This is a genomic window from Azospirillum humicireducens, assembly GCF_001639105.2.
GTDB classification, from domain to species: Bacteria; Pseudomonadota; Alphaproteobacteria; order Azospirillales; family Azospirillaceae; genus Azospirillum; species Azospirillum humicireducens.
This window is the reverse complement of record NZ_CP028902.1, coordinates 114,793-138,377: the sequence shown is the minus strand read 5'-3', so window position 1 is coordinate 138,377 and position 23,585 is coordinate 114,793. Positions and strand designations below refer to the sequence as shown.

Here is a 23,585-nt window from a genome sequence, read left to right as displayed (position 1 = left end):
TTGCGTTCCCTTGCCGTCTGCGAAGCGTCCGGACTTTGGCACAGGCCTCCACCGCCCGTCACCCCCGCGATGGCGGGGGGCCCTGCGTTGCCGTGGCGCAGCCCGTTGGAAACGCTGACTGTCCGTGATCGGGACCGGCCTACAGACGGGCGCGCGTGCTGCGCGGGGTGTTCAGCAGGAGGTTGGTCTCGCTGGTGGTGATGCCGGGGGTCAGGCGGATGCGGCGCAGCACCGAGTCGAACTCCGGCAGGCTGGAGGAGGACAGCTCGACGATCAGGTCCCAGCGGCCGTTTGTGCTGTGGATCTCCATGATTTCGGGGAAGCCGCTGAGCGTCCGCACCACCCGGTCGGCCGCCTGCCCCTCGACCTCGATCAGCATGATGCCGCGAACCGGCGCCTCCACCGTGTCGGCGCGCAGGATGACGGTGTAGCCGATGATGATGCCGGACGCCTCCAGCCGCTCCATCCGCGCGCGCACCGTCGCCCGTGACACGCCCAGCTCGATGGCAAGGTCGGAAATGCTGCGGCGGCCGTCATGACGCAGCAGGGTGATCAGCTTCTCGTCGAGCTGGTCCAGGGTCATGTGCACCGCTCTCCGCCAATTCGACAAGCCTTGCTGTCCAGTTTGCTAAGCCGGATGGCGTGTTTTGTCAATTTGCCCTGTCCGTTCCGCCATGCGCCTGTGATTTGCTGGTGGGGGGAACAGGCGAGAGACCGAACAATGTCCTACCAGAAGACAAAGACGAAACACTGCCGTCTGGTCGGCGTGCCGGTGCAGGACGGGGCGGGGCGCCTCGGCTGCGAGATGGGGCCGAGCGCCTACCGCACAGCCGGGATCGCGCGGGCCTTGTCCGAGCTAGGGCACGGCGTCACCGATCTCGGCAATGTCGCGCCGGTGCCGCAGCAGCCGATGGCGCATGGCAACGCGGCGCTGAAGCTGCTGCCGGAGGTGGCGGGCTGGACCGCCGCGCTGTGCAAGGTGGCCTACGAGGCGAGCGCCGGGCAGGACGCCATGCCGATCTTCATGGGCGGCGACCACTGCCTCGCCGCCGGCACCCTGACCGGGCTGGCGCAGCGGGCGGCCGAGATGGGGCGCCCGCTGTTCGTCCTGTGGCTGGACGCGCATCCGGATTTCCACACGCTGGAGACGACGGAGAGCGGCAACCTGCATGGCGTGCCGATGGCCTACGCCACCGGCCGCACCGGCTTCGACGGCTATTTCCCGCCGCCGCCGGCCCGGCTCGACCCGCACAAAGTCTGCATGATGGGCATCCGCAGCGTCGATCCGGCCGAACGGCGGGCGCTGGAGACCTCGGGCATCACCGTCCATGACATGCGCAAGATCGACGAGCACGGCATCGTCACCCTGCTGCGTCCGTTCCTGGAGCGGGTGGTCGAGGCGGACGGGCTGCTGCATGTCAGCCTGGACGTCGATTTCCTCGATCCCGGCATCGCCCCCGGTGTCGGCACCACGGTCCCCGGCGGCGCCACCTTCCGCGAGGCGCATCTGGTGATGGAGATGCTGCACGACACCGGCATGGTCAGCAGCGTCGATCTGGTCGAGCTGAACCCCTTCCTGGACGAGCGCGGGCGCACCGCGATCCTGATGGTGGAACTGCTGGCCAGCCTGATGGGGCGCCGCGTTCTCGATTACCCGACCCGCAGCTTCTGAGCGATTGGAGCGTATGACAATGATCCCGAACCTGAACCTCGTTCCCTTCGTCAGCGTCGACCACATGATGAAGCTGGTGCTGCACATCGGCGTGGAGCGCTTTCTGACCGAGCTGTCGGCCTATGTGGAGGAGGATTTCCGCCGCTGGGAGAGATTCGACAAGACGCCGCGCGTCGCCTCCCACAGCGCAGAGGGCGTGATCGAGCTGATGCCGACCAGCGACGGCCGCACCTATGGCTTCAAATATGTGAACGGCCATCCGAAGAACACGCGGGAGGGACGCCAGACCGTCACCGCCTTCGGTGTGCTGGCCGATGTCGGCACCGGCTATCCGATGCTGATGACGGAGATGACCATCCTGACGGCGCTGCGCACCGCCGCCACCTCCGCCGTCGCGGCGAAGCATCTGGCGCCGAAGGATGCAAGCTGCATGGCGATCATCGGCAACGGCGCCCAGGCGGAGTTCCAGGCGATGGCCTTCAAGGCGCTGCTGGGGATCCGCAAACTGCGGCTCTACGACATCGACCCGGCGGCGACGCGGAAATGCATGCGCAACCTGAGCGACCAGGGCTTCGAGATCGCCGCCTGCGGCTCGACCGAAGAGGCGGTGGAGGGGGCGCAGATCATCACCACCGTCACGGCGGACAAGCAGTACGCGACCATCCTGACCGACAACATGGTCGGGGCCGGCGTGCACATCAATGCGGTCGGCGGCGACTGCCCCGGCAAGACGGAGCTGCACCGCGACATCCTGCTGCGCTCCGACATCTTCGTGGAATATCCGCCGCAGACCCGGATCGAGGGCGAGATCCAGCAGCTGGCCCCCGACCATCCGGTGACGGAGCTGTGGACGGTGATGACGGGGCAGGCCACCGGCCGGCGCGATGCGCGGCAGATCACCCTGTTCGATTCGGTCGGCTTTGCGACGGAGGACTTCTCCGCCCTGCGCTATGTGCGCGACAAGGTGGCGGGGACGGGCTTCTACGAGACTCTGGACATGCTGGCCGACCCGGACGAGCCGCGCGACCTGTTTGGCATGATCCTGCGCGCCGCCAAGCCGGCCCCGGTGGACGAGGCGGCGTGACCTCTCCCCGGTCCCCCGCCCGCAGGCGGTGGCGCTCCGCGATCAGGCGGAAGAGTTCCTCCGCCATGTGAGGACAGCCTGAACGGTCGTCCTCACCAGCCTATCCATTTGCCGTATTCGCGGACGAAGTCATGCCGGATGGCGTTGCGGTTCATCCGCTCCTGCGCAAGCGGCTTGTGCAGGCCGCCGCGCAGGATGACCTCGGCCCGCGTCTGCCAGGGCTCCTCATCCTTCTCGATGCCAGAGAAGGCGAAGCTCATGGGATGATGGGCGCGGGCGCGGATCGCGTAGGAGAATTCCTCCTGGCCGTCCCGTAGCACGGCGATTCCGGCGCTGAAGGAACTGGCGTCGAGTTCCACGACGCGGCCGTTGCGCTCCAACTCCTCCGCGACGTCGCGCAGGGCCGGCACCAAGTCGTCGGCGATGAAGCGCGCCACGTTCCGCCTTGCGGCCCCGGCGCCCGGCGGAACCGCCGCCTGTCCGCTTTTGCGGCCCAGCATCGCGGAAAGCCCCAGCCGCCAATCCCCGTCGTCCACCGCTTCCGCCGCCGCAGCGGTGGCGCCTGCCGCGAGGCGGGTCGCGCGCCGGCCGGGATCGACCGTCCGCTCGCTCTGCAGGCTGACGACGAGGCCGACGCACATCATCACCATGACGAACGCGAAGGGCAGCGCCGTGGTGACCGCCGCGGTCTGCAGGGCCTGGAGCCCGCCGACCAGCAGGAGCACCGCCGCCACCACCCCGGACAGGAGCGCCCAGAAGATGCGCGTGGCGACCGGCGGATCCTGGTTTCCGCCGGAGCCGATGATGTCGATGACCATCGCGCCGGAATCGGCGGAGGTGACGAAGAAGGTGACGACCATCAGCGTGGCGATGGCGGAGGTGACGGTGCTGAGCGGCAACCGGTCCAGCATGACGAACAGCGCGGTCGGCACGCTTTCGGCAACCGCCGCGGCCATGCCGCCGCCCTCGAACATCTCCATGTGGATCGCCGTTTCGCCGAAGACGATGAACCACAGCATGGTCAGGGCGACCGGCGCGAACAGCACGCCGCCGATGAATTCACGGATGGTCCGCCCGCGCGACACGCGGGCGATGAACATGCCGACGAAGGGCGCCCAGGAGATCCACCAGCCCCAATAGAACATCGTCCAGCTCGCCTGCCACTCCGCCCCGGCATAGGGCAGGGTGCGGAAGCTGGTGTAGGGCAGAGTCCACAGGTAGCGGCCGATGCTTTCCACCAGCGTCGACAGCAGGAACACCGTCGGACCCAGCAGAAAGACGAAGGTCAGCAGCAGCACGCCGGCCAGCATGTTCAGTTCGCTCAAACGGCGGATTCCCCGCCCGACGCCGCTGGCCGCGGACAGCGTGGCCACCACCGTGATGACGGCGATCAGCACGATCTGCTGCGTCAGCCCCACGTCGAGCAGGCCGAGATAGGCGAAGCCGGCGTTGATCTGCATGACGCCGAGCCCCAGCGAGGTCGCAATTCCGAACAGCGTGCCGAAGATGGCGATGATGTCGACGGCATGGCCGGGCCAGCCGCGGATGCGGTCGCCCAGCAGCGGATAGAGCGCCGACCGGATGGTCAGGGGCAGGTCGTGGCGGTAGGCGAAGTAGCCGAGCGAGAGCCCGACGACGATGTAGATCGCCCAGGCGTGCAGGCCCCAATGGAGGAAGGCGAGGTTCATCGCCTCGCGCGCGGCGTCGGGAGTTCCCGCTTTGCCCACGCGCGGATTGGAGAAATGCAGCATCGGCTCGGCAACGCCGTAGAACAGCAGACCGATGCCCATCCCGGCGCTGAACAGCATTGCGAACCAGGACGGGTAGCTGAACTCCGGCTCGTCATCGTCATGCCCCAGCCTGACCGCGCCATATGGGCTGAAAAAGAGCCACAGCACGAACAGCAGGAAACTTGCGACGGCAAGCACGTAGAACCAGCCGAAATTGCCGACGACAAATGCCTGCATCTCCGACACGCGGGAGCCGAAAGGCTGGGTGAACAACGCAGCCAGGGCAACGAACAGCAGAATCAGGCCGCCGGCTGTGAAGGAAACAGTCTTGTTTATCTGTTGCATGAAAACCCATCGTCATCGCCAGAACCGGCCGATGATACGAAGACTTCCCAATGGCGATAAAGGGTTGCGTTGGTATAAACCCGAGAGAATTCGGATGAAGAGACTATGCGGATCGCCGGTCTGGTTATACCGATATCTGGCGGGTCATTGGGCCGGATAAGGCGGACGTTTGATGCCTGTTGCGCCGGAATGCAGCTTTCTTGGTCGCCATTCCCGCGAAGCCGGGGGCGGCGCACGGCAGCCGCCCCCATGCATTCGCACCCTTTCAGCCGTGGGCGGCCAGTTCCTCGTGGGTGATGCGCTGGATGCCGCCTTCGGCACCGACGACATAGACCTCGTCGGCGCTGCGGATGGTCGCCAGACGGTGGGCAATGATCAGCGTCGTCCGCCCTTCCGCAAGCTCCATCAGGGATTTCTGGATTTCCCGCTCCGTCCGGGTGTCGAGCGCCGAGGTCGCCTCGTCCAGGATCAGGATCGGGGGATTCTTCAGGAACATGCGGGCGATGGTCAGGCGCTGCTTCTGGCCGCCCGACAGCTTCACGCCGCGTTCGCCGATGATGGTGTCCAGACCGTCCGGCAGCGAGGCGATCAGCCCGTCGAGATGGGCGCGCCGCGCCGCCTCGGCGATCTCGGCGTCTGACGCGCCCAGCCGGCCATAGGCGATGTTCTCGCGGATGGTGCCGCCGAACAGGAAGACGTCCTGCTGGACGATGCCGATCTGCCGGCGCAGCGAGGCCAGCGTCATGCTGCGGATGTCGAAGCCGTCGATGGTGATGCGGCCACCGGCGATCTCGTAGAAGCGCGGCAGCAGCGAGCAGATCGTCGTCTTGCCGGCGCCGGACGGGCCGATGAAGGCGACGGTGGACCCCGCCTTGATGCCGAGATCGACGCCCTTCAGCACCGGGCGGGCAGGGTCATAGCCGAAGGACACGCCTTCGAAGCGGATGTCGCCCTTCAGCGGCGGCGCCGGGACGGCGTCGGGGGCGTCCGCGATGTCGGGCTGGGTGTCGAGCAGGGCGGTGTAGCGGCGGAAGCCGGCGATGCCGCGCGGGTAGGTCTCGATGACCGCGTTAATCTTCTCGATGGGTCGGAAGAAGGTGTTGACCAGCAGCAGGAAGGCGAAGAAGCCGCCCTGGGTCAGTTCCCCCACCAGGACGAAATGGGCGCCGGTCAGCATGACGACGATCAGGATCAGCCGCATGCTCATGTAGCTGAGCGTTGTCGACGCCGCCATGATCTTGTAGGCGTCGAGCTTGGTCTTGCGGTAGCGGTCGTTGTCCTCGGCGAACAGCTTGCGCTCGTGGTCCTCGTTGGTGAAGGCCTGGACGACGCGCATGCCGCCGACATTCTCCTCGATGCGGACGTTGAAGTCGCCGACGCGGGAATAGAGCGACTGCCAGTTGCGGGTCATGCGTCCGCCATAGCGGCTGGTCAGCCAGGCGATGACCGGCACGATGGCGGCGGTGATCAGCGCCAGCGGCAGATGCACCACTGCCATCAGGGCGAAGGCACCGACGAAGGTCATCACCGCGATCAGCAGGTCTTCGGGGCCGTGGTGCGCGACCTCGCCGATCTCGTCGAGGTCGCGGGTGACGCGGCCGACGAGATGGCCGGTCTTGTTGTTGTCGTAGAAACTGAAGGAGAGCTTCTGCAGATGGTCGAAGCTCTTACGCCGCATCTCCGTCTCGATGTTGACGCCCAGCTTGTGGCCCCAATAGGTCACGATGGCCATCAGCCCGCCATTCGCCATGTAGACCGCCAGCAGCACCGCCGTGGCGGCGACGATCAGCGGCCAGTCCTGGGTGGGCAGCAGCCGGTCCACGAAGGCGCGCACCGCCATGGGGAAGCCCAGTTCCAGCAGTCCCGACAGGATCGCGCAGGCGATGTCGAGAAGCAGCAGGCCCTTGTAGGGACGGTAGTAGGCGAGGAAGCGGCGGAGCATGGCTCTTCTCATTCCGGAACTGAAAATGGGAATAGGCACGGGAGGACCAGGACGGCCTAGCCGGCGCGCGGGCCGGCCCGGCTGAGCAACCAGATCAGATAGGGGCCGGCGAGCAGCGCGGCGAACAATCCCAACGGCAGTTGATAGGGGAAGGCGACCGTCCGCGCCAGCCAATCCGACACCACCATCAGGCCGGCGCCGATCAGAATGGCGCCGATGCCCTGTTCCAGCGGGCGGCCGAGGCCGGCGAGCCGGGCGAGATGCGGGGCGATCAGGCCGACGAAGCTCAAGGGGCCGACGAAAAGCGCCGCCGCCGCCGTCAGCAGGCCGGCGAACAGCACCAGAATGACGCGGCAGCGCTGCACCGGCAACCCGAGCGCGCGGGCGGTGACATCGCCGAGTGGCAGGATCTCCAGCCAGCGCGATGCCAGCGGCAGGGCCGCCAGCAGCAGCACCGCGGCACCCGCGCAGAACCAGGCGTCGGCGGGACCGGCCTCGTTGGTCGATCCGCTCAGCCAGCGCAGCAGGGTGAAGGCTTGCGGCGTGCCGGTGGCGATGACGGCGGTCAGCACGGCGCTGCACAGCGCGCTCATGGCGATGCCGGCCAGCAGCAGCCGTTCCGGCCCCAAGCCGGCGCGCAGCGACAGGGCCAGCATGGCGGCCAGCACCAGCACCGCACCCGCCGCCGAGGCGGCGATCTGGATGCCGATGCCGGGGGCGGCGACCAGGAACAGCGCGGCAGTCAGCCCGACGCCCGAGCCGGTGCCGACGCCGAGGATCTCCGGGCTGGCCAGGGGGTTGGCGGTGATGCGCTGCAACAGCATTCCGGCCGCCGCCAGCATCGCACCCGCCGCCGCCGCGACCGCCACGCGCGGGCCGCGCCATGCCAGCAGCCGGTCGAGGAGGGGGCCGCTCGCCACGGACCAGCCGTCCGGACCATGGCCGACGGTCAGCGCGAGGGCCACGGCGGCAAGGCCCAGCAAGGCGATCAGGCCGATCAGCAGGCGGGGACGTGGGTTGCGGCGCGACGGGGCGGGACGGGTGTTCAGCGACGGCCATTCGACCATGCGCAAGCGCGGCAGCAGCCACAGCAGCAGCGGGCCGCCCAGCAGGGCGGTGGCGGCGCCGGTCGGCACCCGTTCGCCGTTGGCGCCGGCCAGAAGCTGCACCAGCCCGTCGGTGACCCAGAGCAGGATTGCGCCGATCAGCGGTGCGGCGATCAGTTTCTGCGTCTGGGTCCGTGCGCCGCTGAGATGTGCCAGCGCCGGGGCGGCCAGACCGACGAAGCCGATCACGCCGACCTCCGCCGTCACGCTGGCCGCCAACCAGACCGCGACACCGATGACCGCGAAGCGCGTGGCGTTCAGGGCGACGCCCAGGCTGCGGGCGCTGGAATCGTCCAGCCCGAGGATCGCCAGCGGGCGCGTCAGCAGGATGGCCGCGGCGAGGCCGACCAGCAGGCGCAGCGCGATGGTCAGGGTCGGCCCCCAGCTTTGCTGCGCCAGCGCGCCGCCGCCCCAGATGAAGATCGAAAACAGATAGTCGCCGTTGGCGAGGATCAGCGCGGCACTGGTCATGGTGGCTGTCAGCGCCACCATCATGCCGGCCAGGATCACCGCGACCGGCTCCAGCCCGCGCCGCCATGTCATGGCGAGGATCAGCCCGACCACCGCCAGCCCGCCTGCCAGCGCCACGCCCTCGCGCGCCTGTTCCATCAGAGTCGGCGCATAGAGCAGCCCCACCGTCATGGCGAGTTGGGCGCCGGCCGACACGCCCAGCGTCGAAGGCTCGGCCAGCGGGTTGCGCAGCACGCGCTGGAGCAAAAGCCCCGACAGTCCCAGCGCCGCACCGGCGACCAGCGAAACGGTGATGCGCGGCAGGACGCTGTGATGGAGGATGATGGCGTCGAGCCAGCCGGGGCCTGTGGTGGTGCCGCCGACCGCGGCCGGCGCAGCGAGATGTCCGGCGACCTGGACGGCCGACAGGCAGGCGGCGACCAGGGCCAGCCCGCCCCACAGCAGGATGCGGTTCATCGGTGCGCGCTCAGCCATTGCCTGCCCCCCGTTGGAGCAGGGCTGCGGTGGCGAGGCGGGCGAAGCGCAGGGCGGCCGGCAGACCGCCGAAATGGTTGACCGGCTCGATCACCGTCACGCGCTTTTCCCGCACCATCGGCAGGGCCTGCCAAAGGGCGCTGTCGGCCAGCGTCCGCATGGCGTCGGCGGGAACCGGCGGAACGACGATGACGGTGGCGTCGGGGAAGCGGGCCAGAGCCTCGATGCCGACCGGTGCGGTTGCGCTGTAGCTGGTCTGCGCCGCCCAGCCATTCTCGATCTCCAGCCGCCGCAGCACCTCGCCGAACATGCTGTCGGTGCCGAAGGCGCGGAAATGGCGGGCGTCGCCGAAATTGATCGCCAGGACCGGCCGGCGGCCGATGCCGCTCACCGTCCGGCGCAGGCGGGCGATTTCCGCCTCCGTGCCGGCGACGACGGATTGCGCCTGCGCCTCGCGGCCGAGCAGCCGGCCAAGGGCGAGCGTTGCCTCTGCCGCGGCGGCATAGGGCGGCACGCCCGGCGCGTAGATCGACAGCGACAGGGTTTCCGCGACCCGCTCCAGGCTGGCGCGCTGCCCTTCGTAGTAATTCGAAGTGAGGATCAGGTCCGGTTCCGCGAGGTTCAGAGCCTCGTAGTTCGGCGTGCCGCGCAGGCCGATGTCGGCGACGGAAGCGGGCACCGAGGGCTCCATGACGGTCTTGCTGAACTGTAGAAGTTCGGTGGCGGCGACCGGAACAACCCCCAGCGCCAGCACCGTTTCCAGCAGCGCCCAGTCGATGACCGCCACCCGGCGCGGCACTGCGGCGGGCACCGGAAAGGGCAGCGATGCCAACCCCGCCGCCAGACCCAGCGCGTGCCGCCGCGATATCGTCCTCGCCGCCATCACAGGACGTAGCCGATGGGGTCGCCGGTGACCGGATGCGGGACGATGCCCATGGTGAGGCGATAGATCGCGCCCAGGGTCTCGCCGGTCATGATGGCGTCCGGCGTTCCCTGGGCGATCAGCGCCCCGCCGCGCATCGCCAGAATCTCGTCGCAGACGCGGGCGGCCATGTTGATGTCGTGCAGCACGATGACCGCGCCGATGCCGCGGGCGCGGCTGAGGCGGCGCACCAGCCCCAGCATCTCCACCTGGCTGGCGATGTCGAGCGCCGAGGTCGGTTCGTCCAGCAGCAGGCAGCGCGTGTCCTGCGCCAGCATCATGGCGAGCCAGACACGCTGCCGCTCGCCACCGGACAAGCTGTCCACCAGCCGGTCGGCGAAAGCGTCCAGGTTGGTCTCGGCGATCGCCTCCGCCACCTTGGCGGCGTCCTCCGTCCCGAAGCGGCCGAGCGCGCCGTGCCAGGGAAAGCGGCCGAGCGCCACCAGCTCGCGCACGGTCATGCCCTCCGCCGGCGGGGTGAATTGCGGCATGTAGGCGACGGTGCGGGCGAAGTCGCGCTCGCCGATCCGCGCGATCTCGGTGCCGAGGCAGCGGATGCGCCCGCTCCCAGGCGGCTGCTGGCGGGCAAGCATGCGGATCAGCGTGCTCTTGCCGGAGCCGTTGGGGCCGACCAGCCCATAGATGCGCCCCTGCTCCAGCCGAAGCGACAGGTCCGACAGGATCGGCCGGCCGGCCGCCGAAAATCCGACGGCCTCCAGGTCGTACAGGGCAGGGGTCTTGTCCGGGCCTGGCATCGCTCTCTCGTGACTCACCAGCTCATGTTGAGGGTCAGCAGGGCGGTCCGCCCCTCCGCATAGCCGCAGGAATATTGGGTCTGGCAGCTGGCGACGTACTTCTTGTCCAGCAGGTTGGTGACGGACAGGTTGGCGCCCCAGTTGTCGCGCTTGTAGCCGACCCGCGCGTCGAAGACGGTCGCCGCCGGGACCTTCAGCGTGTTCTCGTTGTCGGCCCAGGACGACCCGACATAGCGCACGCCGCCGCCGACCGACACCCCGTTCAGCACGCTTTCACGGAAGCTGTAGTCGAGGAAGGCGGAGCCCTGGACCTGCGGCACGATGTAGGGCGTCTTGCCGATCAGGGCCGGGTTGGCGTCCTTCTTGATGTCGAGGTCGAGTGCGGTGAAGGAGGCGGTGGCCTTCAGGCCGGGGGTGATGTTGGCCTTGGCCTCAAGCTCGACGCCGCGGGAGTTGACCTCGCCCAGTTGGGTCTCGGCGTTGAAGGCGCCGGTCACCACGTTGGTGCGCGTCAGGTCGAACAGGGCGGCGGTGAAGAGCGCGTCCATCCAGGCCGGGCGGTACTTGACGCCGACCTCGTACTGACGGCCGCTTTCCGGCTTGAAGACGCCGACGGCGGCCGAGGAGCCCAGCACCGGGTTGAAGAAGGTCGAGGCGCTGACATAGGGCGTCAGGCCGTTGGCGAACTCATAGGCCAGACCGGCGCGGCCGCTGAACTTGCCGGTCTTGCCGTCATAGGCGGGCGTGCCCTCGGCGTCGGTCGAGGCGATGTCGTAGCGGCCGCTCAACGTCACCAGGAAGCCCTGGCCGAAGCGCATCTGGTCCTGCAGATAGACGCCGAGCTGACGCATCGTCAGCTTCTGGTCGATGTAGGCGAAGCGCCGGCCCTGGGCTGCGCCATAGACCGGGCTGGTGGCGCTGATCGTCGTGGCCGAGCCGGACGCCTGCACCTGATCCATGGCGAAATACTTGTAGTCGATGCCGGCCAGCGCCGTGTGCTCGACCGGGCCGGTGCGCAGCTTGCCTTCCAGCTGGTTGTCGATCAGGACGCTGTTGACCTCGGTCGTGTGCTCGAAATTGATGCGCGACAGCAGGTTGTTGGGATCGGTCGGCGTGGCCGAGAAGCCGCCGTAGCCGTAGGGATAGACCGTGACCTCGTGAACCTTGCTGTAGTTGTAGCGCGCGTTCTGGCGGAAGATCAGGTCATTGTCGAAGCGGTGTTCGAACTCGTAGCCGATGGAGGCCTGACGGCGGCGGTAGGTGTCGATGCCGGGCTCGGTGAAGTTGGCCTTGCGGTCGATCCGGCCGAAGGGGGCATCCACCACCGTGCCGACATAGGGCAGGAAGGCGCCGCCGTTGTGCGTCTCGTCGATGTCGGTGTAGTTGGTCAGAATCGTCAGGCTGTTGGCATCGTTCGGCGACCATTTGAAGCTGGGCGAGACGGTGCCGCGGAAGCCGTCCGCGAAGTCGGTGTAGGTGTCGCCGCCGGCGATGCGGCCGGTCAGCCGGTAGCTCAACGTCGGATCCAGCGCGCCGCCGACATCCAGCCCGAGATGGGCGGTGCCGTGCTGGTCCATGCCGACCTCGACCGAGCGCACCGGCGTGCCGCCCGGACGCTTGGTGACGTAGTTCAGCAGGCCGCCGGGGTTGCTGCCGCCGTAGAGCACCGAGGAGGCGCCGCGCAGCACCTCGATCCGCTCCAGGTTGTAGCTGTCGACGAACTGGCCGCCGAAGCCGTAGGCGTAGAGCTGCAGCCCGTCCTGATAGACGCCCGACTGCGTCGCCTGGAAGCCGCGGATGAAGACCCAGTCGGTGTCGCTGTCACGGCCGAAAGGCTGGCTGAAGACGCCGGGGGTGTAGCGCAGCGCCTCGTCCACCTTCTGCGCGCCGCGGTCGTCCATCTCCGCGCGGCCGATCACCGACACCGATTGCGGGATTTCCTCCAGCGGCGTGTCGGTCTTGGATCCGGTCGCCGAGCGCGTCGGCACATAGCCCTTGACCGGGCTGGTCGCCGTGTCGGCGGCCCTGCTGCCCTCCACGGTCACCGGACCGAGGATGGCGGGCGTGCCGGTGTCACCCTGGGATTGCGCCTGTGCCAATGCCGGCATCAGCAGGGCGGCGAATGCCGTGCCGCTCAGGAGGAAACGGGTCATCTGCTTGATCGAAAAGTGAACCATCGCAATCGGCCTCGGACTGTCTGCACCACCCGCGAAACGCCACCGGACCATCCTGTCCCAAGGTGGAGCTGTTGTTGCGAATGATTAGCAGATGCATGGAGGGCCGGATTGAACCGTCTTTGGACGGGTTGGACGTTCTTTCGACAATCTTCGCCGACGCCGCATCGGCTCAGGCCGACTGGTCGCGCAGCCAGGCGGCGGGCGTGGACCCGACGATCTGGCGGAAGACGCGCGTCAAATGCGCCTGATCGGAGAATCCGGCCATCGCCGCGGCTGCCGCCAGCGTCACGTCCGCCGCGGTGAGGAGCGCCTTGGCGCGCTCCACCCGCGCCCGCATCTGCCATTTGTGCGGCGGCACGCCGGTCGATGCCTTGAAGGCGGAGCAGAAATGGGCGGGCGACAGGCCGGTGAGGTCGGCCAGTTCCTGCAGGCGGATCGGCCGGCTGCAATGGTCCTCGATAAAGTCGATCACGCGCCTCAGCTGGCGCGGCGGCAGCTGGCCGCGCTTGCGGTCGGCCGCCGGCTGGGTCTGCGCGAGACCGATGAAGAGGGCCGCCATCAGGCTTTCGCCGTAGAGATCGTTCAGGACGCCCGAAGGCCGGCATTCCGCCGCGATCAGCCGGGCCAGGGACAGCAGCCGGTCATCGGAGAAATTCAGCCGCGGCCGGTCCATTTCGCGGATGTCCAGCCCATCGCTGAAGCGGCTTTCCAGCACGGACATGTCGAAATGCAGGTCGAGATGGGTGAGCCGGCGCAGGCTGTCGGTGCGGGACCAGACCTTGAGGCCGGCCGGGACGAAGCTCATGGGCTGGCGCCGGCTCGCGCGGTGGGACTTGCCGCGGTCGGGAGAGTCCATGACATGCAGGGCGCCGTCACCGAGCTGGTCGAGGACCACGACGAGGCGCGGAGCCTCCGACACATATTCGCCGCCGGCATTCCGGTCGCAGGCGACGGTCCAGATATCGGCGATCATCCCGTTCCAGGCGCGCCATTGCAGGTCGCCGAGAATGGTGATTCCTTCGGTGCTGCTCTGCATTCTCGGGTGGAACGGCATCGTTCGACTTTCCGGCCCCAAATCGCGCGGCCTCCGGCATCCGTCTTCTGGCGACCACCTCCTATAGGACAAAGCACTATTGCGAACAAGTCGCATTCTTATTTAGCATGCGGCCCCCGGTGCCGGCGCGGAGTGGCCTGTCTTGAGCAGCAGATATCCCTGTGATCTTCGGTGGGCGGAGGTGGCCGCCGTCTCCACCCTGACTCCGCGCATGCGCCGCATCGTCCTTGGCGGTCCGGGGCTGGAGGGGTTCACGCTGAAGCCGGGCGTGCTGGCTCCGCATGTCGGGCTGGTGGTTCCGGCGGCGGACGGCGGCGGATCGCCGCTGCGCATCTACTCGGTGCGGCGCTTCGATGCGGCGTCCGGCACGCTGGAGGTGAATTTCGTGCTTCACGGTGCCGGCGTGGCGTCGGGATGGGCCGCCCGTGCAAAGCCTGGGGAGAGGGTCGGGATTTCTGTCTCGGGCGGGATCGCGATGAAGCCGGCCCGACGCTATGTGGTGGCCGGCGATCATGCCGCGCTGCCGGCCATCGCCCATCTGCTGGAAAACCTGCCGGCCGATGCCTCGGCGGAGGTGTTCGTCGAGGTGCCGGGACCGGTCGAGCAGCAGGAACTGACATCGAGAGCCGCAACCTCGATCACATGGTTCAACCGCGACCGTGGTTCGGCGCCCGGCCCCTCCCCCCTGCCGGAGGCGGTGATGGCGGCGGCACCGGCCGGAACGCAAGGACTGGCGGTGTGGAGCGGGACGGAGCATGGCACCGCCCAGCGCATCCGCGGCCATGTCCGTCAGACGCTCCGCCTTCCCGCCGATTCCTGTTCGGTCGTCGCCTATTGGAAGGCGAGCGTCGCCCAGGGCGGCTTCGAGCATTATGGCTGAGCCGGTTCATGCATCGCCGGTCGCCGCGCTCACAGCCCCAGATAGGCGGTCTTGATGCGCGGGTCGGCAAGCAGGGTCTGGGCCGCATCCTCCATCACCACCCGGCCGGTCTCCAGCACATAGGCCCGGTCGGCCAGACGCAGAGCCAGATCGACCCGCTGTTCGACCAGCAGGACGGTGATGCCGGACTTGTGCAGGCTTCTGATCGTGTCGGCCAATGTGTCGACGATGATCGGCGCCAGACCCAGCGTCGGTTCGTCCAGCATCAGGCATTTCGGGTTGGCCATCAGGCCGCGGCCGAAGGCGACCAGCTGCTGCTGTCCGCCGCTCATGGTGCCGGCCCGCTGGGTGCGGCGTTCGGCCAGGATGGGGAACAGCTCATAGACCCAGCGCAGCCGCTCGGCGAATCCCGTGCTGCCGGGCCGGCCGCGGAGCGCGCCCAGTTCCAGATGCTCCAGCACCGTCATGTCGGGGAAAAGCTGGCGGCCTTCCGGCACATGGACCAGCCCGCGCTCGATCACCTGATGCGGCGCCAGCCGGTCGATGCGCTCGCCGTCGAAGGTGATGGTCCCGCCGCTCGTCCGCAGCAAGGCGGAGATCGCCTTCAGCGTCGTCGTCTTGCCGGCGCCGTTGGAGCCGACAAGCGTCACCAACTCCCCCTCCTCGACGGTCAGGGAGACGTCGTGGACCGCCTCGCGGTGGCCGTAGCTGACCTTCAGACCTTCGACCTTAAGCATCGACCGGCTCCCGTCCCAGATACACCCGGATCACTTCCGCGTCGTTCAGCACCTGGGCCGGTGGCCCCTCGGCGATCTTCACCCCATGGTCCAGCACCACCAGCCGGTCGCAGACGCTGGCGACCACGCGCATGTGATGTTCCACCAACAGCACGGTGACGCCACGGGCGCGGATGCGGCGGATCATCTCGACCAGCCGCTGGCCTTCCTCCGGGTTCATGCCGGCGGCGGGCTCGTCGAGCAGAAGCAGGCGCGGTTCGGCGGCCAGCGCGATGGCGATCTCCAGCCGGCGCTGTTCGCCGTAGGACATGCCGTCGGCCAACGTGTCGGCGCGGTGGTCGAGGTCGCAGAAGGACAGGATCTCCAGCGCCTTGCGCCGCAGCTCCGCCTCTTCCAGGCGGTAGGCGGCGCTGCGCAGGATCGACGCGCCCCAGCCGGCCCGCGTGGTGCGGTAGGTGGCGCTTCGCACATTGTCGAGCGCGGTCAGGCTGGGGAACAGGCTGGTGATCTGGAAGGTGCGCGACACGCCGCGCTGGCCCATGACGTGCGACGGCGCGCCGGTGCAGTCGGTGCCGTCGAAGCGGATGCTGCCCGACGACGGCGGCAGCGAGCCGCCCAGCATGTTGAACAGCGTCGTCTTGCCCGCACCGTTCGGCCCGATCAGCCCGACCACCTCGCCCGCCTGAACCGTCATGGTGACGTCGCGCACCGCGGTCAGGCCGCCGAAGATGCGGGTCAGGTTGCTGACGGACAGGATCTCTTGAGCGGTGGCGTTCATTTCGCACCTCCCTCTGCGCTGGGAAAACCGGTGGGGGGCAAACCGGCGGGGGTGGCCGGCTGGGCGGTCTCCGACCTGTGGCTGTTGCGCCAGCGCTGCCACAGGCTGACGAGGCCGCCCGGCAGGAAGACGACGGTGCCGGTGAGCAGGGCCGCGAAGATGACCATGCGCAGCGGACCGGCGACGCGCAGCGATTCCAGCAGGCCGATATAGACCAGCGCGCCCAGGATCGGCCCCAGGATGGTGCCGCGCCCGCCGATGATGACGACGATGATGAGGGCGGCGACATTGTGGACGCCCATGATGTCGGGGGTGATGACCCGGATATAGTGGGCATAGATGGCGCCGCCGATGCCGGCGATGGCGGTGGCGGCGACGAAGCCAAGCAGCTTGGTGTGGAAGACGTTGATGCCGAGCGAGGCGGCGAGCGGCGCATTCTCCCGCACCGCCAGGAAGGCGCGGCCGGTGCGGCTGGTGACGAGCGCGTGGCAGAGCCAGGCGGTCGCCAGCACCAGCGCCAGAACCAGATAATAGGTCGGGCGGGCGCTGTCGAAGGCCAGCGGGCCGATGGCCATCGGCGGGATGTCGGTGATGCCCATCGGACCGCGCGTCAGGTCCACCCAATGGTTGGTGATGGTGAACAGGATGGCGCCGAAACCCAGTGTCAGGATGGCGAACTGCGGCCCGACCACCCGCAGGGCGGCATAGCCGATCACCAGACCGAAGGCCGCGGCCACCAGCCCGGCCAGCGGCAGGCCCAGCAGCGGCGGCAATCCCAGCTGCGTCGAGAGAATGGCGGAGGTGTAGGCGCCGACGCCGACGAAGGCGGCATGGCCGAAGGTGAGCTCGCCGAGATAGCCGATGACGATGTTGAGGCTGAGCGCCAGCAGCGCATACAGCATCCACAGCACCAGCAGATGTTCCAGATAGGCGTTGCCGGCCAGGAAGGGCAGGACCGCCAGCGCCGCGATACCGCCGGCAACCGCCAGGGGTTGGCCCAGGGATTGCACGTGAGAGTTGGTGTTCATCGCAGACCCCGCGCCGTACTGAACAGGCCGTTGGGGCGCCACAGCAGGACCGCGATGATCATCGCGTAGCCGATGGCCTCCATGAAGCCGAGGGAGATGTAGCCGCCGCCCAGCGATTCGATGACGCCCAGCAGCAGGCCGGCGAAGAGGGCGCCGGTGACGCTGCCCAGACCGCCCATGATGACGACGATGAAGCCCTTCAGCACCGCCCAGTTGCCGATGGTCGGGAAGATCATCACGGTCGGGCCGACCAGCGCGCCCGACAGCGCCGCGAGCCCGCAGGCCAGCGCGAAGGTGTAGGCGTGGACCAGCTTGATGTTGATGCCGGTCAGCGCGGCCCCGTCCGGATTCTGCGCCGTCGCCCGCATCATCTTGCCGAAGCGCGAATAGCGGATGAACAGATAGACCGCGATCAGCGCCACAACGGCGGCGGCGAAGACCAGCACGCGCTGCTGGGTCAGCGTAACCGTGCCGATGTCCAGAATCTCGTCGGCGAATGGGCTCTCGACATATTTCGGATCGGCGCCGAACAGCAGCTCGCCGCCGTTGGCGATCAGCAGGGCAAGCCCCAGGCTTGACAGCAGGATGGTGAATTCATGGTCGCGGCGGAGCGGCCAGAAGATCAGCCGGTTGGCGGCGATGCCGAGCCCCGCCACCACCACCGCCGAGATCGCCGCCGCCGCGATGTAATCGAGCCCGAGCATGGTGCCGATGAAATAGGTGATGTAGGCGCCCAGCATGTAGAACTCGCCATGGGCGAAATTCACGATGCGCAGCACCCCGAAGACCAGCGTCAGCCCGGTGGCGATGAGCACATAGGCCATCCCGTTGACCAGGCCGTTCGCGATCTGCTGGGCGAAGACGGNCCTCCCTCTCCCGGGACGGGAGAGGGCTTCTTGCCAGCCGCCGCTCAGTCCCGGACGCTGACGATCTGCTTCTTCTGGACCTGCACCAGATGGATCGACTGGCTCGCCTGGCCCTTGTCGGAGAAGCGCAGTTCCCCCATCACGGTCGGGACCGCCTGCGACTTCAGGGCTGCGGCGATCTTGTCGTAGGCGCGCGGGTCGCCGCCGGCGGTGTCGATGCCGAAGGCCAGGGTCTGGACCGCCTGGGCGCCCAGTGCCGCGATGAAGGACGGCTCGTTCTTGTAGGATTTGCGGTACTGCTCCAGCCACGGCTTCAGCGACGGGGCGGCGCCGTCCTCGGTGAAGGGCGAGGCGGAATAGACCTGCTCCAGCGAGTTGCCGGACAGCTCCACCAGCTTCGGGTTCATGTTGCCGGCCGACGCGATGACCTTGCCGCGATAGCCGGTCTGCTTGATCTGCCGGTAGATGGTGGCACCCTGCGAGGTGTTGATCGCCGCGACATAGATGGCGTCGGCGTTCAGCGACTTCAGCTTGGTCAGGGCGGTGGTGAAGTCGGTGTCGGTGCGGTTGTAGAACTCGTGCCCCTTCACCTCGATGCCGCAGCCGGTCAGCAGCTTGGTGTAGTTGTCCAGCTCCAGCCGGCCCCAGTCGTCGTTGACGTTCATGAAGGCGATGGACTTGGGCTTGATCCGCTCGCAGATCGCCTTCGAATAGAACTCCGACATCATCGCCGAGGTGGCGTTGAGGCGGAACAGGTACTTGTGCCCCTCCTCCGTCACCTTGGGATGCTGGGAGCTGGTCATGACGGTGATGATCTTGTCGCGCGTCACTTCCTTCATCGACAGGGCGACGGCGCTGAACCAGCCGCCGATGATCATGTCGACGTTGTCCTGCTCCATCGCCCGTTTGGCGGCGCTGACGCCATCCTCGGGGGAACCCTTGTCGTCGTAGGTCAGCAGCTCGATCTTGCGGCCGCCGGCCACACCGCCCTTGGCGTTGATCACCGCGGCCATCGCCTGCGCGCCTTCCAGGCCGAGCTGGCCTTCGAAGGCGCCGGTGCCGCTCATCGGGCCGATGAGGGCGATGCGGACCGGGGGCTGCTGCGCCTGTGCGCCGAAGGTAGGAAGCGTCAGGGCCAGGGCCGCCGCGGCGGCAAGGAGAGTGCGCCTACCGAACATGGGGTTCCTCCGTGGATTGGTCGTCTTTTGCGTTGCCCTTGGCCCCGGCGGGCGGTGCCCGCCGGCAAAGGATCGTCAGGCGGTCTTCAGGTAGCGCTTCTGCAATTCCTCGATCTGCGGGAAGCCGATGAAGTCGATGAAGCTGTTGTGGTCGGTCACCGGGCGCGGCAGGTCGCGGGTGGAGCGGCGTTCCGCCAGTGCGGCCAGATTCTCTTTCAGCGCCGAGGCGACGGTCATCAGCGGCACCAGCGCGTAGGTCGCCATGCCGGCCACCTCCTCGACCTCGTCGGCCGACAGCTTCTCCAGCCAGCCGAGCAGCTGCAGCGACAGCGGCACGCCGACCGCCTCGCGCATGGCGCGCAGTCCGTCGATGTCCTTGAAGCATTTGCTGATCGGCTGGATCATGTCGGCGCCGGCGGCGACATAGGCGCGCCCGCGCTCCATCGCGGCGGCCGGATCGACCACGTCGGTGCGGGCGATGATCAGCATGTTGGGATCGCGCCGGGCCTCGACCGCCGCCTGGATCTTGGCGACGCCTTCGTCCATCGGGATCACCTCGACCCCGCCGACGCAGATCGGGCAGCGCTTGGGCGCCACCTGGTCCTCCATGATGACGGCGGACACGCCCGACGCCTCGAACTCGCGGATCGTGCGCATCACGTTGATGGCGTTGCCGTATCCGGTGTCGATGTCGGCGATGACCGGGACATTGACCGCCGACACCACGTTGCGGACCACCGTCAGGTTTTCCGACATGGTGTAGAGCTCGGCATCCGGCTGGCCGAGGAAGGAGGCCGAGACGCCGAAGCCCGAGGTCATCAGCGCGTCGAAGCCGGCCGCCTCGATGAAGCGGGCGGACAGGGCGTCATAGGCGCCGGCCGACCAGACGGTCTTCTGCGCCAGCACACGGTTGCGGAATTCAGATCCCCGGGACATGCGCATGATCCTTTTGTTCGCGTTGCTGGGCCGCCTGCCGCTTCAGGAAGGGGACGAGGCCGCCGGCCTCGATCATCTCGGCATCCGCCTGCGGCAGCGGCTCGAAGGGAATTTCGGTGCCTTGGGTGTGGTTGCGGACCACGCCCGCCGCCCAGTCCACCTCGATTTCGTCCCAGCGCCGGACGAAGCCGAGGATCCCGGGGCAGCTGACCTGCGGGAAGCCCATGCTGACCTCGCCGCGCCAGTAGCCGGGCGAGAAGGACTCTGCGATCACCCCGGTGACGCCAAGATGACGCATCGCCTTCATCGGCGGGTAATGCGGGTGGCCGTAGCCGAAATTGTCGGCGCCGACCAGCAGGTCGCCCGGCCGTACCGACTTGGCGAAGTCCGGGTCGTAGGCCTGCATGGCGACCTGCGCCAGCTCGGCCACGTCGGTGATCTTGATATTCTTGACGCCGACGATCTGGTCGACGTCGAAATTCACCTCGTCGAAGATGAAGGCGACGCGGCCCTTCATCGCCGGCATGTTGAGCGTGGTTTCGGTCATGCCCGGCCTCACAGGTACGGGCGCGGATCGGCGATCCGGCCCTCGATGGCGGAGGCGGCGACCACCGCGGCGTTGCAGAGGTAAATCTCCGAATCCGGGCTGCCCATCCGGCCGCGGACGTTCAGGGTGCCGGTGGAGACCGCGCGCTGTCCCGCCGTCATCGTCGCGATGCGGCCGAAGCAATAGTCGCAGCTGGGGGAGGAGACGAAGGCCCCTGCTTCCACCAGGGTTGAGACCAGCCCCTCGCGCGCCGCCGCCGCCATCAGCTCCTGGCTGGTCGGCACGATGTGCAGCGAGACGCCGGTCTTGACCCGCCGGCCTTCCAGCACCTTGGCCGCCGCCCGCAGATCCTCCAGCCGGCCCGACGCGCAGGAACCGAGATAGCCGGCGTTGATCTCCAGCCCCAGGAACTCGGTCAGGTCGCGGGTGTCCGCCGGGGTCGGCGGTGCGACGACGATGGGTTCCAGATCCGACAGGTCGATGTCGTGGACGGCGGAATAGTGCGCGTCCGGATCGCTCGACACCGGCTCCAGCGTTTTGCGGGCGCGCGGCAGGGCGTAGTCGAGCCGCACCGGGTCGGGGTTGACGATGGCGGTCAGGGCGCCGGTGAACATCGCGAGTCCGGTGATGGTCTGCAGCCCCTCCGTCGACATCGCCGCCACCGACGGGCCGCCCAGCTCCAGCACCTGGAAGCGGCAGGAACTCGGCCCCAACCGGCGCACCAGATGGTGGAACACGTCGCGCGCCATCACGCCGGGCCGCAAAGACCCGCGCAAATTCACCCGCACCGTATCCGGCACGCGGATCGACACGGTGTCGCTGACGAAGGCTTCCATCACGTTGCGGCGCAGCCCGATGGCGAGCGTGCCGAAGGTGCCGAGCTGGCTGACATGGCCGTCGAAATGGACGACGAAGGCGCCCGGCGTTGCATAGCCGACCTCGGCAGCCACCTGATGGCCGATGCCGTGCCGTTCGAACAGAGGCACATTGTTCTCCGCGCACCAGCTGCGCGTGTTGATGTGCAGCTCCTCTTCCTTGGCGGTGGCGGTCGGCACCATGTGGTCGATGAAGATGCCGAAGCGTTCCGGCTCGGCCACCCGCTCGATGCCGAAATCCTCCTTCATCGTCTTGAAATAGACATCGGTGTAGCCGGGGAAGTCGTAGGCCAGCACGAAGTCCGGCTTCGCCTTGATGTCCTGTCCGGCGCGCACCGCGGGCAGCCCCGCCGCGCGTGCCAGGATCTTCTCGGTGATGGTGTAGCCCATGGCGTGGATGTCTCCGCTCCCGGTCCTCAGCGGCCGAGGCCGAGGGAACCGGGATTCATCAGCCCCTGCGGATCGACGGCGCGCTTGACGCCTTCCAGCAGCGACCAGGTTTCGGGTGTCACGATCTCGCGGAACGGATAGTCGCGGGCGACCTGCCAGCTGACGCCGCCCAGGCTGCAATACAGTTCCTGCGTCGCACGGCGCAGTTCCGCCACCGCGTTGCGCGCCGCCGGGTTGGCCGGTCGGTCGCGCCAGGGCTTCACGACGTCCTCGCCCAGGCTGGCGGCATGCAGCGGCGTGATCTCGTCGGTCCAGTAGAAGGCCGGCTCCAGGAAGAAGTCGTTGCCGACCGTCATGGTCATCACCGAATAGATGATGCCGTGCTGCTCCATGAAGCCGCGCTTTTCCGCGAAGAAAGCGTCGTTGGCGGCGACCACTTTGTCGGCGTCGCCCAGCGGGAAGATGGCGTGGATCGGGACCCAGCGCTGGCCCTCGCGCCCCAGCATGCCGCGCACCGGCCCGAAGGGCTTGGAGCGCATGACCTTGGGCACGCTGTTCTCGATCTCCTTGCCGTGGCGGGCGCCGATCTCGCGCACAATCTGCATCGTCTCGCGCAGCTGGGTCTCGCTGCGCCCCTCCACCACCAGATGGAGGGTGAAGTTGTGGTCCTTGAGGAAGGCAGTGCCGGCGGTGGCGACGCTCAACGCCTCCTTGGCGCCCTGGAACAGCGACTTGCCGGCCTTCGCCACGTTGCCCAGCGTCTTCAGCCCGTCGGACAGCTTGTTGACGCTGGCCGAATGCTCGACCTTGGTGCGGTCGATGCCAAAGCCTTCCGAGACGCAGCGCGCCCGCGCCATTTCCACTTGCGCCGCGGCCATCGCCTGCATGGTGGCGAAGCCGAAGGACAGGAAATCGGTGTGCTCCGGCCGGCGGTGCAGCCGCAGCGTCGCCGCCACCTTGAAGCCCATGGCGCCGTTGTCGCCCAGGAACAGGCCGGTCAGGTCGGGACCACCCGAGCGGGTGAAGGGCTTGGTGCCGACCCGCCCGCCCGACCCGGTGGTGACGGTGCGTCCGTCGGCCAGCACCACGGTGACGCCCAGCACGCTCTCCGCCACGGTGCCGTGCAGGGCTGAGCCGAAGAAGGCGCTGTTCTGCGACAGGGCGCCGCCGATGGTGGCGTTGATGCCCGACAGCGGCCCCCAATAGCCGGTGCGCAAGCCCGTACCCTCCAGCGCCTCGTTCAGCGCCGCCCAGGTGCAGCCGGTCTCAACCGTCACATAGAGGCTGTCGGTGTTCAGCTCGACGATCCGGTTCAGCCGGCGGCTGTCGATGACGACCGAATTCGGGCCTTCGGGCAGATAGCCCTTGGTGTAGGACATGCCGCCGCCGCGCGGCACCACCGCCGCGCCGGCGTCATGGGCGGCGCGCACGGTGGCGGCGACCGCGTCGCGGTCGCGCGGCAGGGCGATGGCGAGCGGCGCGATGCCCGGCTGCCAGAAGACGTCGTTGGCGTAGAAGTTGCGGCTCTTTTCGTCATCCAGCAGGCCGTCGGGGCCGAGTACGGCGCGCAGGGCGTCAAGCAGGGTGGCCGTGCCTTCGAGGGCGGCGATGCTCATGGAATGTCCCTCTCGGGTAAGG

Annotated in this window: 20 protein-coding genes; 3 read left to right on the top strand and 17 right to left on the bottom strand. The window is 68.1% G+C overall.

Annotated features, from left to right (window positions below):
- Positions 1–139: 139 nt before the first annotated feature.
- Positions 140–577: an Lrp/AsnC family transcriptional regulator gene (locus A6A40_RS15260; protein ID WP_108547245.1), complete on the bottom strand. Its 438-nt coding sequence runs from the start codon at positions 575–577 to the stop codon at positions 140–142.
- A 144-nt stretch (positions 578–721) separates the two neighbouring features.
- Here A6A40_RS15260 and rocF point away from each other — a divergent pair, with 144 nt between their 5' ends.
- Together rocF and A6A40_RS15250 are read left to right on the top strand one after the other, a co-directional pair.
- Complete coding sequence (gene rocF, locus A6A40_RS15255) at positions 722–1,672, top strand: arginase (protein ID WP_108546786.1); 951 nt, start codon at positions 722–724, stop codon at positions 1,670–1,672.
- 13 nt (positions 1,673–1,685) lie between these two features.
- Complete coding sequence (locus A6A40_RS15250) at positions 1,686–2,756, top strand: ornithine cyclodeaminase (protein ID WP_236783814.1); 1,071 nt, start codon at positions 1,686–1,688, stop codon at positions 2,754–2,756.
- 92 nt (positions 2,757–2,848) lie between these two features.
- On the opposite strand, the gene A6A40_RS15245 is transcribed toward A6A40_RS15250, so the two are convergent.
- The 7 genes from A6A40_RS15245 to A6A40_RS15215 form a co-directional block, all read right to left on the bottom strand.
- Positions 2,849–4,831 carry a BCCT family transporter gene (locus tag A6A40_RS15245; protein ID WP_108546784.1) on the bottom strand — a complete coding sequence of 661 codons (1,983 nt, stop codon included), beginning with the start codon at positions 4,829–4,831 and terminating at the stop codon, positions 2,849–2,851.
- Between the two features lie 265 nt (positions 4,832–5,096).
- On the bottom strand, positions 5,097–6,773 hold the full coding sequence (locus tag A6A40_RS15240; protein WP_108546783.1) for an ABC transporter ATP-binding protein: 1,677 nt from the start codon (positions 6,771–6,773) through the stop codon (positions 5,097–5,099).
- A gap of 56 nt (positions 6,774–6,829) precedes the next feature.
- Positions 6,830–8,824, bottom strand: coding sequence for a Fe(3+)-hydroxamate ABC transporter permease FhuB (gene fhuB, locus A6A40_RS15235; RefSeq protein ID WP_236783813.1), 1,995 nt, complete (start codon positions 8,822–8,824; stop codon positions 6,830–6,832).
- The gene (locus A6A40_RS15230; protein WP_108546781.1) at positions 8,817–9,707 is read right to left on the bottom strand and encodes an ABC transporter substrate-binding protein; all 891 of its coding nucleotides are present in this window, start codon (positions 9,705–9,707) and stop codon (positions 8,817–8,819) included. Before A6A40_RS15230 ends, fhuB begins: the two co-directional genes overlap by 8 nt.
- Positions 9,707–10,501, bottom strand: coding sequence for an ABC transporter ATP-binding protein (locus tag A6A40_RS15225; RefSeq protein ID WP_108546780.1), 795 nt, complete (start codon positions 10,499–10,501; stop codon positions 9,707–9,709). The genes A6A40_RS15230 and A6A40_RS15225 overlap by 1 nt, the downstream gene beginning before the upstream one ends.
- A 14-nt stretch (positions 10,502–10,515) precedes the next feature.
- Positions 10,516–12,654, bottom strand: coding sequence for a TonB-dependent siderophore receptor (locus tag A6A40_RS15220; protein WP_108547244.1), 2,139 nt, complete (start codon positions 12,652–12,654; stop codon positions 10,516–10,518).
- Positions 12,655–12,847: 193 nt separating this feature from the next.
- Positions 12,848–13,732 carry an AraC family transcriptional regulator gene (locus tag A6A40_RS15215; RefSeq protein WP_167562478.1) on the bottom strand — a complete coding sequence of 295 codons (885 nt, stop codon included), beginning with the start codon at positions 13,730–13,732 and terminating at the stop codon, positions 12,848–12,850.
- A 142-nt stretch (positions 13,733–13,874) separates the two neighbouring features.
- Here A6A40_RS15215 and A6A40_RS15210 point away from each other — a divergent pair, with 142 nt between their 5' ends.
- Entirely contained in the window at positions 13,875–14,612 is a 738-nt protein-coding gene (locus A6A40_RS15210) for a siderophore-interacting protein (RefSeq protein ID WP_236783812.1), read from the top strand.
- Positions 14,613–14,641: 29 nt separating this feature from the next.
- Here the strand turns inward: A6A40_RS15210 and A6A40_RS15205 are convergent, their stop codons facing one another.
- The 9 genes from A6A40_RS15205 to A6A40_RS15165 form a co-directional block, all read right to left on the bottom strand.
- Complete coding sequence (locus A6A40_RS15205) at positions 14,642–15,349, bottom strand: ABC transporter ATP-binding protein (RefSeq protein ID WP_108546778.1); 708 nt, start codon at positions 15,347–15,349, stop codon at positions 14,642–14,644.
- Entirely contained in the window at positions 15,342–16,127 is a 786-nt protein-coding gene (locus A6A40_RS15200) for an ABC transporter ATP-binding protein (protein ID WP_108546777.1), read from the bottom strand. The genes A6A40_RS15205 and A6A40_RS15200 overlap by 8 nt, the downstream gene beginning before the upstream one ends.
- Positions 16,124–17,155 (bottom strand): branched-chain amino acid ABC transporter permease, encoded by a 1,032-nt coding sequence (locus tag A6A40_RS15195; RefSeq protein WP_108546776.1) that lies wholly within the window; start codon positions 17,153–17,155, stop codon positions 16,124–16,126. Before A6A40_RS15195 ends, A6A40_RS15200 begins: the two co-directional genes overlap by 4 nt.
- A complete protein-coding gene (locus A6A40_RS15190; RefSeq protein WP_257792295.1) occupies positions 17,152–17,991 on the bottom strand; it encodes a branched-chain amino acid ABC transporter permease in 840 nt (279 codons plus the stop codon). Before A6A40_RS15190 ends, A6A40_RS15195 begins: the two co-directional genes overlap by 4 nt.
- A 74-nt stretch (positions 17,992–18,065) precedes the next feature.
- Entirely contained in the window at positions 18,066–19,199 is a 1,134-nt protein-coding gene (locus tag A6A40_RS15185; protein WP_108546774.1) for an ABC transporter substrate-binding protein, read from the bottom strand.
- Between the two features lie 75 nt (positions 19,200–19,274).
- The gene (locus A6A40_RS15180; protein ID WP_236783811.1) at positions 19,275–20,135 is read right to left on the bottom strand and encodes an isocitrate lyase/PEP mutase family protein; all 861 of its coding nucleotides are present in this window, start codon (positions 20,133–20,135) and stop codon (positions 19,275–19,277) included.
- Positions 20,119–20,682 (bottom strand): 3-isopropylmalate dehydratase small subunit, encoded by a 564-nt coding sequence (locus A6A40_RS15175; RefSeq protein ID WP_236783810.1) that lies wholly within the window; start codon positions 20,680–20,682, stop codon positions 20,119–20,121. Before A6A40_RS15175 ends, A6A40_RS15180 begins: the two co-directional genes overlap by 17 nt.
- A gap of 8 nt (positions 20,683–20,690) precedes the next feature.
- Positions 20,691–21,947, bottom strand: coding sequence for a 3-isopropylmalate dehydratase large subunit (locus A6A40_RS15170; protein ID WP_108546772.1), 1,257 nt, complete (start codon positions 21,945–21,947; stop codon positions 20,691–20,693).
- A 26-nt stretch (positions 21,948–21,973) separates the two neighbouring features.
- Positions 21,974–23,563, bottom strand: coding sequence for an FAD-binding oxidoreductase (locus A6A40_RS15165; protein ID WP_108546771.1), 1,590 nt, complete (start codon positions 23,561–23,563; stop codon positions 21,974–21,976).
- Positions 23,564–23,585 lie beyond the last annotated feature (22 nt).